Genomic DNA, 17,857 nt, shown 5'->3' with positions numbered 1-17,857 from the left:
GGCTGCCGCCGCGATCAGGGCGCCCAGGGCACCACGTCGTCGCCCGCCTCGGCGGCGATGTGCGCCACGTCGCCCCAGTCCAGCACCCGCCACTGGCGCCGCTCGGCGGCCACGCGGTTGATGCTGGCGTTCAGCAGCGCGGCGTGGCGCGGCACGTCCAGCGCGACGCCGGAGGCATGGCGCCAGACGATATCCAGCACGCCGCCATGGGTGACGGCCAGGATGCGCTCGCCGGCATGGCGCTCGGCCAGGTCCTCGATGGTGGCGAGCACGCGGGCCTGGAGTTGCCCCAGCGTCTCGCCGCCTTCCACCTGGCGCAGCGGGTCGCGGCTTTTCCACGCCGCCGCGGCCGCCGGCGCCTCGGCATCGATACGGTCGATGGCCAGGCCCTCCAGCACTCCGAAGCCGCGTTCGCGCAGGCCGGGTTCGGGGCGCACGCGCAGGCCCGTCTCGGCGGCGATGGGCAGGGCGGTCGCATGGGCGCGTTGCAAGTCGCTGCTGTAGAGCGCCGCGAAGGGCCGTGCGCCGGCCTCTTCGCGCACGCGCGCGGCCAGCAGGGCAGCCTGCTGGCGGCCGGTGTCGTTCAGGGCGATGTCCTGCCACCCCTGCAGGCGGCGTTCCAGGTTCCACGAGGTTTCGCCGTGGCGGATGAACCAGATCTCAGTCATGCGCTTTCCCGTAATGTCGCAGGCAGGAGCTTACCAGCCGCCGTCCGCGGGCTGCACCGTATTGCCGGCAGGGCCGGCCGCCCCTACACTTGCGCCCGCCCATCCAATAATTCCCATCCGACTCCGGGGAACCCATGTCCAATTCCTATTTCCCACGCTGGAAGCTGGCCGACGAAACGCTGCCCGGCGCCATCATCGCGCCTGAAGAACGCCTTTCCTGGCCCAAGAACATCGCCATGGGGGCCCAGCACGTGGTCGCCATGTTCGGCTCGACCGTGCTGGCGCCGCTCATCATGGGTTTCGACCCGAATGTCGCCATCCTGATGTCCGGCATCGGCACGCTGATCTTCTTCCTCTTCGTCGGCGGGCGCGTGCCCAGCTATCTCGGCTCCAGCTTCGCCTTCATTGGCGGGGTGGTCGCGGTCACCGGCTACGCCGGCGCGGGGCCCAACGCCAACATCGGCGTGGCGCTCGGGGCGATCATCGCCTGCGGCCTGGCCTACGCCCTGATCGGGCTGGTGGTGTGGGTGGCCAATGCCCGCGCCGGCGGCGGCGCCGGCTGGATCGAGGCGCTGATGCCGCCGGTGGTCACCGGCGCCGTGGTGGCCGTCATCGGCCTGAACCTGGCGCCCATCGCCGCCAAGGGGGCCATGGGCGCCTCGGGCTTCGACGCCGCCATGGCGATCGTCACCATCCTGTGCGTCGGTGGCATCGCGGTCTACACGCGCGGCACGGTGCAGCGCCTGCTGATCCTGGTCGGCCTGCTGCTGGCCTGTGTCATCTACGCCATCTGCGCCAATGGCCTGGGCCTGGGCAAGCCGATCGACTTTTCCGGCGTGGCGGCGGCCGCCTGGATCGGCCTGCCGCACTTTGCCGCGCCGGTCTTCCGGGTCGACGCGATGGGCCTGATCGTGCCGGTGGCCATCATCCTGGTGGCCGAGAACCTGGGCCACATCAAGGCGGTGAGCGCCATGACGGGGCAGAACCTCGACCGCTACCTCGGCCGGGCCTTCGTGGGCGACGGCGTGGCCACCATGGTGTCCGGCGCGGTGGGGGGCACCGGCGTCACCACCTATGCCGAGAACATCGGCGTGATGGCGGTCACGCGCATCTATTCCACCCTGGTGTTCGTGGTGGCGGCCTGCATCGCCATCCTGCTGGGCTTCTCGCCCAAGTTCGGCGCCTTGATCCAGACCATTCCCGCGCCGGTGCTGGGCGGCATGTCGGTGGTGGTGTTCGGCCTGATCGCGGTGGCCGGCGCGCGCATCTGGGTGGTGAACCAGGTGGACTTCAGCGACAACCGCAACCTGATCGTCGCGGCCGTCACCCTGGTGATGGGCGCCGGCGATTTCACCATCAAGCTGGGCGCGTTCACGCTGGGCGGCATCGGCACGGCCACCTTCGGGGCCATCATTCTCTACGCCTTGCTGCGCCGCAGCGGCCGCCAGGTGGTGTAGGCGGGCAGGGCGGGCCGCGGCGCCGGTCGCGCCCAGATCCGCCCCTATTTTTGAAGTTCCGGCATGTTGCTTGCTACTGCGGCGAAATGCACCGAAATGCGGGCCTTACAGATGGCTTGCAATTCCTCTGGATTTTGACCACAATGGGGTCTTGCTTGCCCCGGTTCCGACCCGAGCCGGGGTTTTGTTTTGGTCGCAGCCTTGTCGTCGGAAACAGGCAGGCCGATCAGCGCGGATGGTCCGGAGCCAGTAGTCATCGGGTTCGACCATGCTCCCGCCCTGTTCGCCCCTGCCGCGTATTCCTGCGGCTTGTCCCCGCACCAGCGGCGCAGGCCACAAGCCTGGCTGCGGCCTTTCACCGAAACGCTCCATTCGGGGCGTTTTCTACTTTTGTTTGGGAAACGACATGTCTGCCATTCCTTTGACCGCGCGCGGGGCCGAGCGCTTGCAAGCCGAGCTGCACCGGCTGAAAACCATCGAACGACCTGCGGTGATCAACGCCATTGCCGAGGCCCGGGCCCAGGGTGATCTGTCGGAAAACGCCGAGTACGACGCCGCCCGCGAACGCCAGGGCTTCATCGAAGGCCGTATCGCCGAACTCGAAGGCACGCTTTCCAATGCCCACATCATCGATCCCGCCTCGCTCGACGCCGACGGCCGCGCCGTGTTCGGAGCCACGGTCGACATCGAAGACCTGGACTCCGGCGACCGCGTGTCGTACCAGATCGTCGGCGACGTGGAAGCTGATATCAAATCCAACCTGATCTCGGTGTCCAGCCCGGTGGCGCGCGCCCTGATCGGCAAGTCCGAGGGCGACGTGGTCGAAGTCAAGGCGCCGTCGGGCGTGCGCGAGTACGAAGTGCTCAGCGTCCGTTACATCTGACCGACGCCGCCGCCCCCTGGGAACACAGACGATGCCCAACCTTGCACGTATCCTGGTCCGCCTGATCGCGGCACTGTGGTGCGGCGCGTTGTGGTGCATCGGCGCGCTGGTCGCGCCCACCTCGTTTTCCATGCTGGATGCCGCCGTCGCGGCCGAGGTCGTCGCCCGAATGTTCCAGGTGCTCGCCATGGGCGGGCTGGGGGGCGCGGTAATTATGCTGATTCTCGACCGCCTGGCGCATGGCCAGGCGTTGCAAGGCCCCGGGCGCCGCACCGTCCTGCTGATGGCGGTGGGCACAGGCATCGGGTATTTCGGGTTGAACACCCTCATGGACCATGGCCGCGCGCTCGCTGCGGCCGGGCAGGCGGTGCCGGCGTGGGCCGACCCCGGCCTGCTGCACAACGTGTCCGGCGGTATTTACTTCTTGGTGGCCTTGGCGGCCCTGCGGCTGGTGGCCGTGGCGCGCTGAAGGCCGCCGCGCGCTCCGGCGCGCAGGCTCAGCGCGCTGCCGGCGCGGCGCGGAATACCATGCGGCGATGCGGACGCGGTTTTCTTGGTGGTAGGGCGCACGGGGCGGCCGGCCTTGTTCAGGAGGCCGCGCGCGGCCGGCTTGGCCGGTTCGGCCGGGTCCGCCTTGGCCTTGCGGGGCGGGGCGGCGCGCTTGGATACGGTCTTGCCCTGGGCGGCCAGCTTCTTGGGCGTGTAGGGTTCGGAAGGCTTGCGCCGCGCGCGGGAAGGTTCGGCCGGTTCCGCGGCGACGTTGCCGGGCAGCGGGCGGAACAGTATCAGCGTCTTGCCCAGGTGATGGACGGGTGCGCAGGACAGGGTATCGCAGATGGTGGCCAGCATGGCCTCGCGCTCGTCGCGGTCGCTGCCGCCGGCGCGCACTTTGATCAGCCCATGGGAAGCCAGGGCGCGGTCGATTTCTTTCAGGACCGCGTCGGTCAGCCCGTTGTCGCCGATCAGGACGACCGGGCGCAACGGATGGGCGGCCGAGCGCAAGTCGCTGCGCTCGCGAGAGGTGAGTTCTAATATAGGCATGCGTGGAATTGTACGGTAATGGCCAAGAAGAAATTCTCTAAAGACTGGATTCACCAGCACATCAACGACCCTTATGTGAAGCTGGCGCAACAGAAAGGGTACCGGGCGCGCGCCGCCTTCAAGCTGATCGAGATCCTCGACACCGAAAAGCTCATGCGCCGCGGCGACGTGGTCGTGGACCTCGGCTCGGCGCCCGGCAGCTGGTCGCAGGTCGCCCGCGAGCGCCTGGCCGGCCCGGGCGGCGTGGTCGACGGGCGCATCATCGCGCTCGACCTGCTGCCCATGGAGCCGGTCGCCGGGGTGGAATTCATCCAGGGCGACTTCCGCGACGACGCCGTTTTGCAACAGTTGCAAGAAATGGTGGGCGGCCAGCCGGTGGATCTTGTAATTTCCGACATGGCCCCCAACTTGTCGGGAGTCGGTGTCGCTGATTCCGCGCGTATCCAGCATGTCTGCGAGCTGGCCCTGGAATTCGCCTGCGCCCACCTCAAGCCCGATGGCGCGCTGATCGTCAAGGCTTTCCACGGCAGCGGTTTTTCGCAGATCGTGCAGACCTTCAAGCAGCGCTTCAAGCGGGTGGTGGAGCGCAAGCCCAAGGCTTCGCGGGACAAGTCCTCGGAAACCTTCCTGGTGGCGCGCGATCTGAAGCAAGCAAAACCGGCGTCGGCCGACCCCCGTGGCGCCTGACATCCGCCGCACCTTCAACCCCTTCCTGTCGAGGCCCAGCCACTTCCCAGTTCGAATATGTATCAGGCGCCCAGGGGGCGTCCAGACGGAATCTGCCTCGGCAGGGTAGAATGAGCTATTGACATACTTGTGACTGTGCCATATACGCGGGTGCGCGGTTGCCGGTCGGAATCGAAAGCAGGAGATCGACCTTGAACAATTCATTTTCTAAAGTTGCGGTCTGGATGGTGATCGCACTGGTCCTGTTCACGGTATTCAAACAATTCGATGGGCGTGCGCAGACGCAGGACGGCGTCAGCTACACCCAGTTCATGGAAGACGCCAAGTCGGGCCGTATCCGCAAGGTCGACGTGCAGGGCGACGTGCTGTACGTCACGCCCGACACCGGCCGCGCCTACACCCTGACGTCGCCGGGCGACCTCTGGATGGTGTCCGACCTGCTCAAGTACGGTGTCGAGGTCTCCGGCAAGGCCCGCGAGGAACCGTCGCTGCTCATGAGCATCTTCGTGTCGTGGTTCCCCATGCTGCTGCTGATCGGCGTGTGGGTGTTCTTCATGCGGCAGATGCAGGGCGGCGGGCGCGGCGGCGCATTCAGCTTCGGCAAATCGCGCGCGCGCATGCTCGACGAGAACACCAACCAGATCACCTTCGCCGACGTCGCCGGCTGCGACGAGGCCAAGGAAGACGTCCAGGAACTGGTCGACTTCCTGCGCGACCCCAGCAAGTTCCAGAAGCTGGGCGGCCGCATCCCGCGCGGCGTGCTGATGGTCGGCTCGCCCGGCACCGGCAAGACGCTGCTGGCCAAGGCCATCGCCGGCGAGGCCAAGGTGCCGTTCTTCAGCATCTCGGGCTCCGACTTCGTCGAGATGTTCGTCGGCGTGGGCGCGGCGCGCGTGCGCGACATGTTCGAGAACGCCAAGAAGCACGCCCCGTGCATCATCTTCATCGATGAAATCGACGCGGTCGGCCGCCAGCGGGGCGCCGGCCTGGGCGGCGGCAACGACGAGCGCGAGCAGACCCTCAACCAGATGCTGGTCGAGATGGACGGCTTCGAATCCGGCCAGGGCGTCATCGTCATCGCCGCCACCAACCGGCCCGACGTGCTCGACCCGGCGCTGCTGCGCCCCGGGCGCTTCGACCGCCAGGTCGTGGTGCCGCTGCCCGACATCCGCGGCCGCGAGCAGATCCTGAAGGTGCACATGCGCAAGGTGCCGCTGTCGCCCAACGTCGACGCCACCATCCTGGCCCGCGGCACGCCCGGCTTCTCGGGCGCGGACCTGGCCAACCTGGTCAACGAGGCGGCCCTGTTCGCGGCGCGCCGCAATGGCCGCACCGTCGACATGTCCGACTTCGAAAAGGCCAAGGACAAGATCATCATGGGCGCGGAGCGCCGCTCCATCGTCATGCCCGAGGAAGAGCGCAAGAACACCGCCTACCACGAGTCCGGCCATGCCATCGTCGCCAAGATGCTGCCCAAGACCGACCCGGTGCACAAGGTCACCATCATCCCGCGCGGCCGCGCGCTGGGCGTGACCATGCAGCTGCCCGAGAACGACCGCTACAGCATGGACAAGGAGCGCCTGCTGAACACCATCGCGGTGCTGTTCGGCGGCCGCATCGCCGAAGAGATCTTCATGAACCAGATGACGACCGGCGCCTCGAACGACTTCGAGCGGGCCACCGCCATCGCGCGCGACATCGTCACTCGCTACGGCATGACCAGCGAGCTGGGCCCCATGGTGTACGCCGAGAACGAGGGCGAGGTCTTCCTCGGCCGCAGCGTCACCAAGACCACCCACATGTCCGAGGCCACCATGCAGAAGGTGGACGCCGAGATCCGCCGCATCATCGACGAGCAATACGGCGTGGCGCGCAAGATCCTGGAAGACAACCGCGAGATGGTCGAGTCCATGACCCGCGCGCTGCTCGAATGGGAAACCATCGACGCCGACCAGATCAACGACATCACTTCGGGCCGCCCGCCGCGTCCGCCCAAGACGCCGCAGGGTCCGTCGGACAACGCCGACACGCCGCCCACCGGTCTGGCGACCGGCGGCAGCAGCACGCCGGCCGCCGTCTGAGGACACACCGGCTCGGTCTATGGCCAATACCTTCCTGTGCGGGCGCTTCGAGTTCGATCTTGAGCGCCCGTTGGTGATGGGCATCGTCAACATCACGCCCGACTCGTTCTCCGACGGCGGGCAGCATGACGACACCGAATCCGCCGTGCGGCACGCGCGCCGCCTGATCGACGAAGGCGCGCACATCCTCGACCTGGGCGGCGAATCCACGCGGCCGGGCGCCACGCCGGTCGCGGCCCAGGACGAGCTGGCCCGGCTGCTGCCGGTGATCGAGGCCCTGCGCGATTGCGGCGTGCCGCTGTCGGTCGACACCTTCAAGCCCGATGTGATGCGCGCCGTGCTCGACGCCGGCGCGGACATGATCAACGACATCTACGGTTTCCGGCAGCCCGGCGCCATCGAGGCCGTGGCGCAATCGCGCTGCGGGTTGTGCGTGATGCACATGAAAGGCGAGCCGGGCACCATGCAGCAGGCGCCCGAATACAGCGACCTGCTTGGCGAGATCGGCGTCTTCCTGGGCGCCCGGGCGCAACGCCTGCGCGCCGCCTGGGTGGATCCGCGCCGTATCGTGCTCGATCCCGGTTTCGGCTTCGGCAAGACCGCCGACCACAACTATCAATTGTTGCGCCGGCTGTCCAGCCTGCGCGTATCCAGCTATCCGCTACTGACCGGACTTTCACGCAAGACCATGATCGGCGACGCCACCGGCAAGCCGGTGGCCGACCGCCTGGCCGGCAGCATCGCCGGCGCGTTGGCTTGCGTGGCGCGGGGCGCCTCGATCGTGCGCGTGCACGACGTGGCCGCCACCGTCGACGCCCTGAAAGTCTGGCAAGCGGTCGAACAAGGAGCCATACGCCCATGAGTCAACGCAAATATTTCGGAACCGACGGCGTGCGAGGCGAGGTCGGCGGCGAGGTCATCAATGCCGGCTTCGCGCTGCGCCTGGGCTATGCGGCCGGCCGCGTGCTGGCCCGCCACCATGCCGGCCGCGGCGGCAGCCGGCCCCAGGTGATCATCGGCAAGGACACGCGCACCTCCGGCTACATGCTCGAATCCGCGCTGGAGGCGGGCCTGTCGGCCGCCGGTATCGACGTGCAGCTGGCGGGGCCCGTGCCCACGCCGGCGGTGGCCTACCTGACGCGCGCGCTGCGCCAGGTGGCGGGCATCGTCATCAGCGCCTCGCACAACCCGTACCAGGACAACGGCATTAAGTTCTTCTCGGCCCAGGGCATGAAGCTGCCCGACGAAACCGAGGCCGAGATCGAGGCCGCCCTGGACGAGCCGCTGGGCTGCGTGGCCTCCGAGAAGCTGGGCCGGGCGCGCCGCATGCCGGACTCGCAGGGCCGCTACATCGAATTCTGCAAGAGCACGTTTCCCAACGACCTCGACCTCAACGGCGTCAAGATCGTCGTGGATGCCGCCCATGGCGCGGCCTACAACATCGCCCCGCACGTGTTCCGCGAGCTGGGCGCCGAAGTCCATGCCATCGGCGTCTCGCCCAACGGCCTGAACATCAACGAGGGCGTCGGTGCGCTGCATCCCGAGCCGCTGGCCAAGGCCGTGCGCGAGCACGGCGCGCACCTGGGCATCGCCCTCGACGGCGACGCGGACCGCCTGCAGATGGTCGACAGCGCGGGCCGCATCTACAACGGCGACGAATTGCTCTATGCCATCGTGCGCGAACGCATGGTGCATGGCCCGGTGGCCGGGGTGGTGGGCACCCTGATGACCAACTACGGCTTCGAACTGCAGATGCAGCAGTTGGGCATCGGCTTCGAGCGCGCCAATGTGGGCGACCGCTACGTCATGGAGCAGATGCAGGCGCGCGGCTGGCTGTACGGGGGCGAGAGCTCGGGCCACCTGATCTGCCTGGACCGCCACACCACGGGCGACGGCATCATTGCCGCCCTGCAGGTCCTCACCGCCCTGTGCCGCAGCAAGCAGACCCTGGCCGAATGGCTGGGCGACTTGCAGATGTACCCCCAGAAAATGATCAACGTGCCGCTCAAGCCGGGCACCGACTGGAAGACCCATGCGGGGCTGGCCGAGGCCCGGCGCGGCGTCGAGGCCGAGCTGGCCGGCCGCGGCCGCGTGCTGATCCGCGCGTCCGGCACCGAGCCCAAGCTGCGCCTGATGGTCGAGGCCGAGGATGCCGGCCTGGCCACCGCATGCGCGGAGAAGCTGGCGGCCAGCCTGGCCTGACGGTTCCCCATGAAAACAGGGCCGGAGCCGTTCGCGGGTCCGGCTTTTTTTGCGCCGGATGCGCTTCTTCGGTTGTCGTATTTTGAATAATTTTGCATCAACTGGAAGTAAGCCGGCTTCGGCGTAAACTTCATAGTCATGTCACATCTTTGTCAGAAGCCTGACATATCGGGCCTCCACACTGTCCGGACACTTCTAGGAGTCCTGCGCAATGCTCGAATTAGCACGCATCGATGCGCGGCGTAACGCCGCTGAACCCTGGGAGGACGCCCCCGCGCGCATCCTCGTCGTGGGGTTGGCGCGCACCGCCGACGAGGTCGAGCAGATTCAACGGCTGCGGTACGACGTCTTCACCGAAGACATGGGCGCGGTCTTTCCCGATGCCCATGACGGCATCGAACAGGACCGGTTCGACCAGTGGTGCGAGCATCTCATGGTGCGCGAGCTCGATACCGGCCGCGTAGTGGGGACGTATCGGATCCTGACGCCCGAGAAGGCCCGCGAGGCAGGCGGCTACTATTCCGAATCGGAATTCGACCTGTCCGGCCTGGAGGCGCTGCGCAGCCAGTTGGTGGAAGTGGGGCGTTCCTGCACGCATGCCGACCACCGCAGCGGCGCCGCCATCATGCTGCTGTGGTCCGGCCTGGCCGAATTCATGCGTCGCGGCGCCTACCGCTACATGCTGGGCTGCGCCAGCGTCAGCCTGCGCGATGACGGCGTAACCGCCGCCGAGGTGTGGCGCAACGTGGCCGATCATCTCAAGGACGACAGCCTGCCGCGGGTCAAGCCGCTGCACCGCTATCCCGTGGAGCGCCTGAACAGCACGCTGCCCGCGCGCGTGCCGCCGCTCATCAAGGGTTATTTGAAGCTGGGCGCCCGCATTTGCGGCGAGCCCGCATGGGACCCGGATTTCAACGCGGCCGATTTCCCCGTGCTGCTCGACATGGTCCGCATGGACGAGCGCTATCGGCGTCATTTCGGGCTGGACGCCACTCCCCACGAGGTGCGCTGACCATGCGCCGGCTGCTCAGGAGACTGCGCATCCGGCTCATTTGCCGGGCCACCCGGCCGTTGCGGCTAGAACTCAAGCAGCTCGAACGAGAAACCGACTTTTCGCCATTCTGATTCCTCGGTGCGCAGCGTGAAGTCGCTGAGAGGATGCTTGGCGAGCCAGGCCCGGTCCACCTTCACGACGATGGATTCGCCCTTGACCGACACGGTCAGGGGCAGTTGCGCGATGTCGGCGCGGCGGCGCAGCAGCAGCACCGCCAGACGCAGGCACAGGATGGCCACCCACTGGCTGCGTTCGCGCACCAGCGATTCCAGCTTGCCCAGCTTGCCCTGGTGGCCCAGCGCCAGCAGCGCCAGCAATTGCTGGTCGGCCCGCGAGAACCCCGGCATGTCGGCGTTGCCCAGCACATAGGCCGTGTGCTTGTGGTAAGCGTTGTGGGCGATCGACAGGCCCACTTCGTGCAGGTCCGCGGCCCATCCCAGCGCCAGCCGCAGTTCCGCGCGGCGGTCGTCGGCGTCGTAGATGGAGTCGAAGAACGACAGCGCGGCCTGGCGCACCCGCTGCGCCTGGCTGGCATCGATGTGGTAGCGCTTCATGAACTGCTGCACCGATTCGTCGCGCTTGTCGTGGGCCGCGTCGCGGCCCAGCAGGTCGTACAGCACGCCCAGCCGCAAGGCCCCGTCGCCGGTGTGCATGACCTCGATGCCCAGTTCGTCGAACAGGGCGCTCATGATGGCCAGCCCGCCCGGCAGCACGTCGGCGCGCTCGAGCTTGATGCCCGGCAGCTCCTGGGGGATGACCCGGCCGGAACGGATGATGCGGTCTTTCAGGCGGTTCAGGCCGGCGCGGGTGATGCCGCGGTCCGAGAAGCCGCACTCGGTCAGGATGGCATACAACGCCTTGGCCGTGCCCGACGAGCCGTAGGCTTCCTTCCAGCCGGTTTTGCGGTACTGCTTGGCGATGACCTCGATTTCGCGCCGCGCGGCCAGTTCGGCCTGCTTCATCTGGTGGGCGTCGATCGCCCCGTCGGGGAAGAACTGCCGGCTGTAGCTGACGCAGCCCATGTACAGCGACGACATCAGCCCCGGTTCGAAGCCCTTGCCGATGATGACCTCGGTCGAGCCGCCGCCGATGTCGATGACCAGCCGCTTGTTGGGCGACAGGGGCAGGGTATGGACCACCCCGGAAAAAATCAGCCGGGCCTCTTCGCGCCCGGCAATGACTTCGATGGGAAAGCCCAGGGCCGCTTCGGCGCGCGGCAGGAATTCGGGCGTGTTGCGCGCCACCCGGAACGTATTGGTGGCCACCGCCCGCACCCGGCTGGGATGGAAGCTGCGCAGGCGTTCGCCAAAGCGCTCCAGCACCGCGACCGCGCGCGCCACGGCCGGCTCGTCCAGCCGCTTGTCGTGGTCCAGGCCGGCGGCCAGGCGCACCGTTTCCTTCAGGCGGTCGATCTGGTAGATCTGCGGCCCCCCTTCCTGCTGGACGACTCGCCCGATCGAAAGGCGAAAACTGTTGGAGCCGAGGTCTACGGCGGCCAGAAGGTGATCCATGCGGCGTGTCGGTGAGGCTGTCAGTGCCGCGATTATAGAGAACCGATATGACAGCGCCCGCCGCCGCGGCCAAGCGTCCCTTTTTGGCGTACGCTAGCAGGCCGTGCGCCATGTCATGGAACCGTCACATAACTGCAGTAAAACCAGTGCCTTGCCCCCCGCAACCCCTAGATTGGAAACCCGGTATGTCGACTCGTCAGGCCGCTGAGCCCCCGTTTCTGAATCGCGAGCTGTCGCTGTTGAAGTTCAACGAACGGGTCCTGGCCATGGCGGAAAACCCCCAGGTGCCCCTGCTCGAGCGCCTGCGCTATGTCTGTATCGTCAGTTCCAACCTGGACGAATTCTTCGAAATCCGCATTTCCAGCCTGAAAGAGCAGCAGCGCCAGAACCCCGCCATGACCGGGCCGGACGGCCTGACGCCGGCCGAGGCTTTCGAGCGGGTGCAGCAGGCGGTGCATACGCTGGTGGACCGGCAGTACGCCTTGCTGAACGACGCGATCCTGCCGCGCCTGGATGCCGAGGGTATTGCGCTGCACCATGCCTCGGAATGGAACGCCGAGCAGCAGGAATGGGCCCGCAACGTCTTCAATCGCGACGTCATGCCGCTGCTGACGCCGATCGGGCTCGACCCGGCCCACCCGTTCCCGCGCGTCTACAACAAGAGCCTGAACTTCATCGTGGCGCTGTCGGGCGCCGATGCCTTCGGCCGCCAGGCGTCGATCGCCGTGGTCCAGGCGCCCCGGGCGCTGCCGCGGCTGATCAAGATGCCGCCCGAGGTGTCGGGCCAGCCCGACGGCTACGTGCTGCTGACCTCGCTGCTGCGCGCCTTCGTGGGCGAGCTGTTCCCCGGCCTGGAGATGCTGGGCTGCTACCAGTGGCGCGTCACCCGCAACAGCGACCTGTTCGTCGACGAGGAAGAAGTCACCAACCTGCGCCACGCCCTGCAGGGGGAATTGTCGCAGCGCAACTTCGGCGCCGCGGTGCGGCTGGAGATCGACCGTCTGACGCCGCCCGACCTGGAGGCGTATCTGCAGCGGGAGTTCTCGCTGACGGCCGAGGATACCTACCGCGTCAACGGGCCGGTGAACCTGTCGCGGCTGATGCAGTTGTGCAACACCAACACCCGGCCGGACCTGCTGTTCCCGGCGCATCATGCCAGCGTGCCCACCCCGTTCGACCGCGTGGCCGACAAGCCGGCCGAATTGTTCGCCGCCGTCGCCCAGGCGGACCGCCTGCTGCACCACCCGTACCAGTCGTTCCAGCCTGTCATCGACTTCCTGACGGCGGCGGCGCTCGACCCGGACGTGATGGCTATCAAGCAGACCATCTACCGCACCGGGGAAGACTCCGAACTGATGCAGATCCTGCTGGCGGCGGCGCGCGCGGGCAAGGAAGTGACCGTGGTGGTGGAGCTGATGGCCCGCTTCGACGAGCAGACCAACATCAACTGGGCCGCCCGCCTCGAGGAGGTGGGGGCGCACGTGGTGTACGGGGTGGTGGCCCACAAGACCCACGCCAAGATGGCGCTGGTGCTGCGCCGCGAAAAAGGCCGCCTGCGCCGCTATGCCCACCTGGGCACCGGCAACTACCACCCGCGCACCGCCCGCCTGTACACCGATTTCGGCCTGCTGACGGCCGATCCGAGGCTGTGCGAGGACATGGACAAGGTGTTCACCCAGCTTACCGGGCTGGGGGCCCGGCGTACGCTGAAGTCCCTGCTGCAATCGCCGTTCACCCTGCACGAATCCATGATGGCGCTGATCCGGGCCGAAATCCGGGCCGCCAAGGCCGGCCGGCGGGCCCGCATCATGGCCAAGATGAACTCGCTGCTGGAGGAGCAGATCATCGCCGAGCTGTACAAGGCGAGCCAGGCCGGCGTGAAGATCGACCTGGTGGTGCGCGGCGTCTGCGCCCTGCGCGCCGGGGTGCCCGGGTTGTCTGACAACATCCGGGTGCGCTCCATCGTTGGGCGCTTCCTGGAGCACTCGCGGGTCTTTTATTTCTATGCGGACGGCGAGGAAACCGTCTACCTGTCCTCGGCCGACTGGATGGACCGCAATTTCTTCCGGCGCGTCGAGGTCGCCTTCCCGGTGTACGACAAGGCGCTCAAGAAGCGGGTCATCGATGAATCGTTCACCTTCGCGCTGCGCGACAACCAGCTCGCCTGGCAGCAGCAGCCCGACGGCTCGTACACCCGGGTGCGCAATCGCCGCCCGGCCTTCAACCTGCACGATTTCCTGGTGGAGCGGCTCGATAAGTGACCCGGCGGCGGCGCAAATTTCGCGTATGTGACTGTCACGGTCTTGTCATGTTGCGCTTTTAACATTTGACCCGTCGATTGATGAGACGGGCGCAGTCAGCCCGCCGCGACTCCCTCAACGAGCACAGAAGGAACCCTAATGTTCAACCGTGTCTTCAAGCAAATCACCATCGGTGTCGCCCTGAGCGGCGCCGTTTTCGCCGTGCAGGCCGCCAACATCACCGGCGCCGGCGCGTCGTTCCCGTACCCGGTGTATGCCAAGTGGGCCTCCGACTACAAGGCCGCGACCGACAATGCCGTCAACTACCAGTCGATCGGCTCGGGCGGCGGCCAGCAGCAGATCAAGGCCAAGACGGTCGATTTCGGCGCCTCGGACGATCCCCTCAAGGCCGACGACCTGGAGAAGAACGGCCTGCTGCAGTTCCCGGCCGTGATCGGCGGCACGGTGCCGGTGGTCAACGTCGACGGCGTCAAGCCCGGTGAACTGAAGCTGTCGGGCCCGGTGCTGGCCGACATCTTCCTGGGCAAGATCAAGAAGTGGGACGACGCCGCCATCAAGGCGCTGAACCCCGACCTGAAGCTGCCTTCCAACGACATCGTGGTGGTGCACCGTTCGGACGGTTCCGGCACCACCTTCGGCTGGACCAACTACCTGTCGAAAGTGTCGCCCGAGTGGAAAGAGAAAGTGGGCGAGGGCAAGGCCGTGAAGTGGCCCACCGGCCAGGGCGGCAAGGGTAACGAAGGCGTGGCCGCGTACGTGGGCCAGCTGAAGAACTCGATCGGCTACGTCGAATACGCCTACGCCAAGCAGAACAAGCTGTCCTGGACGCAACTGCAGAACAAGGATGGCAAGTTCGTGCAGCCCGAGCAGTCGGCCTTCGCCGCCGCGGCCGCCAACGCCGACTGGAAGAGCGCGCCCGGCATGGGCGTGGTGCTGACCAACGAGCCGGGCGCCGAGTCGTGGCCCGTGACCGCCGCCACGTTCATCCTGGTGCACAAGGTGCAGGACAAGCCCGAGCAAGGCCGCGCCGTGCTCGAGTTCTTCGACTGGGCCTTCAAGAACGGCGACAAGGCTGCCGCCGAGCTGGACTACGTGCCGCTGCCCGACAACGTCACGGATGAGATCCGCGCCGCCTGGGGCCAGATCAAGAGCGCCGACGGCAAGGCGGTCTGGCAGTAACTGCCGCCTGCAGTAGTAACACGGCGCGCGGGCCCTGCCGGCCCGCGCGCCAGACTGTGCCCCTCTGCACGCCCCCGCAGCGAAACCAAGGAAAGCCCATCCATGAGCGCGGTATTGGATAATAGCGTGTCGCTACCGTCCCGCGGGACGGACTCCGTCACCACCGGCACGCCCCCGCCTATGAAGCCAAACAACAACGCGCTAATGGATGCGCTGTTCAAGAACCTGACCCGCCTGTTCGCCTTCCTGGTGTTCATCCTGCTGGCGGCGATCATGATCTCGCTGATCTACGGCAGCCGCGAATCGCTGGCCAAGTATGGCCTGTCGTTCCTGTGGCTGAACGACTGGGACCCGGTCCAGCAGAACTACGGGGCGGTGGTGCCCATCATCGGCACGCTGCTCACTTCGGCCATCGCGCTGATCATCGCGGTCCCGGTGTCGTTCGGCATCGCCATCTTCCTGACCGAACTGTCGCCCTCCTGGCTGCGCCGTCCGCTGGGCACCGCCATCGAGATGCTGGCCGCCATCCCGTCGATCATCTACGGCATGTGGGGCCTGTTCATCTTCGTGCCGATCTTCCAGCAGTATGTGCAGCCCGGGCTGATCGCCGCGCTGGGCGGCCTGCCGGTCATCGGCGGCATCTTCGCCGGCCCGCCGTTCGGCATCGGCATCTTCACGGCGGGGCTGATCCTGTCCATCATGATCATCCCGTTCATCGCCGCCGTGATGCGCGACGTGTTCGAACTGGTTCCGCCCATGCTGAAGGAATCGGCCTACGGCCTGGGCAGCACCACCTGGGAAGTGATGTGGCGCGTGGTGCTGCCGTACACCAAGTCGGGCGTCATCGGCGGCATCATGCTCGGCCTGGGCCGCGCGCTGGGCGAGACCATGGCGGTCACGTTCGTCATCGGCAACGCATTCCGCTGGCCCGATTCGCTGTTCTCGCCGGGCAACTCCATCGCCTCGGCGCTGGCCAACGAGTTCAACGAGGCCGGCGGGCTGCAGAAATCCGCGCTGCTGGAGCTGGGCCTGATCCTGTTCCTGATCACCACTGTGGTGCTGGCGCTCTCCAAGGTCCTGCTGCTGCGCCTGTCGGCGGCGGAAGGCAAGAAGACCTGAGCACGCACCGGGAAAAAATATGGCTGAATCCGTACTCAACATGAAGAACGGCATCTACCGCCGGCGCCACATGGTCAACAAGGTCATGTTGACCATCTCGCTGGCCACGCTGCTGTTCGGGCTGTTCTGGCTGTTCTGGATCATCTTGACGCTGCTGTTCAAGGGGGCGCCCGCGCTGTCGCTGACGCTGTTCACCGAGATCACGCCGCCGCCCGGACAGCAGGGCGGCCTGATCAACGCCATCGCCGGCAGCTTGCTGATGGCCGGGGTGGGCACGCTGATCGGCACGCCGGTCGGCATCCTGGCCGGCACCTACCTGGCCGAGTATGGCCAGCGCGGCTGGCTGGCGCCCGCCACCCGGTTCCTCAACGATGTGCTGCTGTCGGCGCCGTCGATCATCATCGGCCTGTTCATCTATGCCGTGTACGTGGCGCAAGTGGGCCACTATTCGGGCTGGGCCGGGGCCCTGGCGCTGTCCATCCTGGTGATCCCGGTGGTGGTGCGCACCACCGACAACATGCTGATGCTGGTGCCCAACAGCCTGCGCGAAGCCACGGCGGCGCTGGGCTGCCCCAAGTGGCGCATGATCACCATGGTGTGCTATCGCGCCGCCAAGACCGGCATCATCACCGGCATCCTGCTGGCCATCGCCCGCATCTCGGGCGAGACCGCGCCGCTCTTGTTCACCGCGCTGTCCAACCAGTTCATGTCGCTGAACATGAACCAGCCCATGGCCAACCTGCCGGTCGTCATCTACCAGTACGCGGCCAGCCCGTTCCAGGACTGGAACGAGCTGGCCTGGGCCGGCGCCACCCTGATTACCCTGCTGGTGCTGGGCATCAACATCCTGGCTCGCAACCTGTTCCGCAAATCGTGATCGCCACGCCGGCGCGCCGCGCCGGCTTCAGGAAGACTTATGGAAAACACCGCCTCCGCCAAAGCCAAGATCGAAGTCAAGAACTTGAACTTCTACTATGGCAAGTTCCATGCGATCCGCAACGTGAACATGTCGATCCGCGAAAACAAGGTCACGGCTTTCATCGGCCCCTCGGGCTGCGGCAAGTCGACGCTGCTGCGCACCTTCAACCGCATGTTCGAGCTGTACCCCGGCCAGCGCGCCGAAGGCGAGATCGTGCTCGACGGCGAGAACCTGCTGACTTCCAGGACCGACATTTCGCTGATCCGCGCCAAGGTCGGCATGGTGTTCCAGAAGCCGACGCCGTTCCCCATGAGCATCTACGACAACATCGCCTTCGGCGTGCGCCTGTTCGAGCGCATGTCCAAGGGCGAGATGGACGAGCGCGTCGAATGGGCGCTGTCCAAGGCGGCGCTGTGGAACGAAGTCAAGGACAAGCTGCACCAGAGCGGCAACAGCCTGTCGGGCGGGCAGCAGCAGCGCCTGTGCATCGCCCGCGGCGTGGCCATCAAGCCCGAAGTGCTGCTGCTGGACGAACCGTGCTCGGCGCTGGACCCCATTTCGACCGCCAAGATCGAGGAGCTGATCGCCGAGCTGAAGAATGACTACACGGTGGTCATCGTTACCCACAACATGCAGCAGGCGGCGCGCTGCTCGGACTACACCGCCTACATGTACCTGGGCGAACTGATGGAATTCGGCGAGACCGACCAGATCTTCGTCAAGCCGGCCCGCAAGGAAACCGAAGACTACATTACCGGCCGTTTCGGCTGAACCGCCGGACCGGTGGTCCAAGGG

At 66.7% G+C, this 17,857-nt stretch carries 16 protein-coding genes; 13 read left to right on the top strand and 3 right to left on the bottom strand.

Annotated features, from left to right (window positions below):
- Positions 1-14: 14 nt before the first annotated feature.
- Complete coding sequence (locus CAL24_RS16655; protein ID WP_094807235.1) at positions 15-668, bottom strand: histidine phosphatase family protein; 654 nt, start codon at positions 666-668, stop codon at positions 15-17.
- A 134-nt stretch (positions 669-802) separates the two neighbouring features.
- Here CAL24_RS16655 and CAL24_RS16650 point away from each other — a divergent pair, with 134 nt between their 5' ends.
- From CAL24_RS16650 to CAL24_RS16640, 3 genes are all read left to right on the top strand, one after another.
- Positions 803-2,125, top strand: a complete 1,323-nt coding sequence (locus tag CAL24_RS16650) for a solute carrier family 23 protein (RefSeq protein WP_094807234.1) — start codon at positions 803-805, stop codon at positions 2,123-2,125.
- Positions 2,126-2,531: 406 nt separating this feature from the next.
- A complete protein-coding gene (gene greA, locus CAL24_RS16645) occupies positions 2,532-3,008 on the top strand; it encodes a transcription elongation factor GreA (protein WP_028353208.1) in 477 nt (158 codons plus the stop codon).
- Positions 3,009-3,039: 31 nt separating this feature from the next.
- Positions 3,040-3,477: a DUF4149 domain-containing protein gene (locus CAL24_RS16640; RefSeq protein WP_028353209.1), complete on the top strand. Its 438-nt coding sequence runs from the start codon at positions 3,040-3,042 to the stop codon at positions 3,475-3,477.
- Here CAL24_RS16640 and CAL24_RS16635 read toward each other — a convergent pair.
- On the bottom strand, positions 3,426-4,049 hold the full coding sequence (locus tag CAL24_RS16635) for a YhbY family RNA-binding protein (protein WP_028353210.1): 624 nt from the start codon (positions 4,047-4,049) through the stop codon (positions 3,426-3,428). The genes CAL24_RS16640 and CAL24_RS16635 overlap by 52 nt on opposite strands.
- Positions 4,050-4,067: 18 nt before the next feature.
- On the opposite strand from CAL24_RS16635, the gene CAL24_RS16630 reads away from it, so the two are divergent.
- From CAL24_RS16630 to CAL24_RS16610, 5 genes are all read left to right on the top strand, one after another.
- Complete coding sequence (locus CAL24_RS16630) at positions 4,068-4,736, top strand: RlmE family RNA methyltransferase (RefSeq protein ID WP_028353211.1); 669 nt, start codon at positions 4,068-4,070, stop codon at positions 4,734-4,736.
- A 191-nt stretch (positions 4,737-4,927) separates the two neighbouring features.
- Positions 4,928-6,817 (top strand): ATP-dependent zinc metalloprotease FtsH, encoded by a 1,890-nt coding sequence (ftsH, locus tag CAL24_RS16625; RefSeq protein WP_028353212.1) that lies wholly within the window; start codon positions 4,928-4,930, stop codon positions 6,815-6,817.
- Between the two features lie 19 nt (positions 6,818-6,836).
- Positions 6,837-7,679 carry a dihydropteroate synthase gene (gene folP, locus CAL24_RS16620; RefSeq protein ID WP_094807233.1) on the top strand — a complete coding sequence of 281 codons (843 nt, stop codon included), beginning with the start codon at positions 6,837-6,839 and terminating at the stop codon, positions 7,677-7,679.
- On the top strand, positions 7,676-9,019 hold the full coding sequence (gene glmM / locus CAL24_RS16615; RefSeq protein ID WP_028353214.1) for a phosphoglucosamine mutase: 1,344 nt from the start codon (positions 7,676-7,678) through the stop codon (positions 9,017-9,019). The genes folP and glmM overlap by 4 nt, the downstream gene beginning before the upstream one ends.
- Positions 9,020-9,230: 211 nt before the next feature.
- Positions 9,231-10,031 (top strand): GNAT family N-acetyltransferase, encoded by an 801-nt coding sequence (locus tag CAL24_RS16610; RefSeq protein ID WP_094807232.1) that lies wholly within the window; start codon positions 9,231-9,233, stop codon positions 10,029-10,031.
- A 65-nt stretch (positions 10,032-10,096) separates the two neighbouring features.
- Here the strand turns inward: CAL24_RS16610 and ppx are convergent, their stop codons facing one another.
- Complete coding sequence (ppx, locus tag CAL24_RS16605) at positions 10,097-11,584, bottom strand: exopolyphosphatase (RefSeq protein ID WP_094807231.1); 1,488 nt, start codon at positions 11,582-11,584, stop codon at positions 10,097-10,099.
- Between the two features lie 185 nt (positions 11,585-11,769).
- On the opposite strand from ppx, the gene ppk1 reads away from it, so the two are divergent.
- The 5 genes from ppk1 (at position 11,770) to pstB (ending at position 17,833) form a co-directional block, all read left to right on the top strand.
- Positions 11,770-13,845, top strand: a complete 2,076-nt coding sequence (gene ppk1 / locus CAL24_RS16600; protein ID WP_094807230.1) for a polyphosphate kinase 1 — start codon at positions 11,770-11,772, stop codon at positions 13,843-13,845.
- A 138-nt stretch (positions 13,846-13,983) separates the two neighbouring features.
- Positions 13,984-15,024, top strand: coding sequence for a phosphate ABC transporter substrate-binding protein PstS (gene pstS / locus CAL24_RS16595; RefSeq protein ID WP_028353218.1), 1,041 nt, complete (start codon positions 13,984-13,986; stop codon positions 15,022-15,024).
- Positions 15,025-15,126: 102 nt separating this feature from the next.
- A complete protein-coding gene (gene pstC, locus CAL24_RS16590) occupies positions 15,127-16,143 on the top strand; it encodes a phosphate ABC transporter permease subunit PstC (protein ID WP_028353219.1) in 1,017 nt (338 codons plus the stop codon).
- 19 nt (positions 16,144-16,162) lie between these two features.
- A complete protein-coding gene (gene pstA / locus CAL24_RS16585) occupies positions 16,163-17,020 on the top strand; it encodes a phosphate ABC transporter permease PstA (protein WP_094807229.1) in 858 nt (285 codons plus the stop codon).
- Between the two features lie 39 nt (positions 17,021-17,059).
- Positions 17,060-17,833, top strand: coding sequence for a phosphate ABC transporter ATP-binding protein PstB (pstB, locus tag CAL24_RS16580; RefSeq protein WP_028353221.1), 774 nt, complete (start codon positions 17,060-17,062; stop codon positions 17,831-17,833).
- The last annotated feature ends 24 nt before the right edge of the window (positions 17,834-17,857 follow it).

Origin of the sequence: Bordetella genomosp. 2 (assembly GCF_002261345.1) — a bacterium.
Taxonomy (GTDB): domain Bacteria; phylum Pseudomonadota; class Gammaproteobacteria; order Burkholderiales; family Burkholderiaceae_B; genus Bordetella_A.
This window is presented reverse-complemented; position numbering and strand designations above follow the sequence as displayed.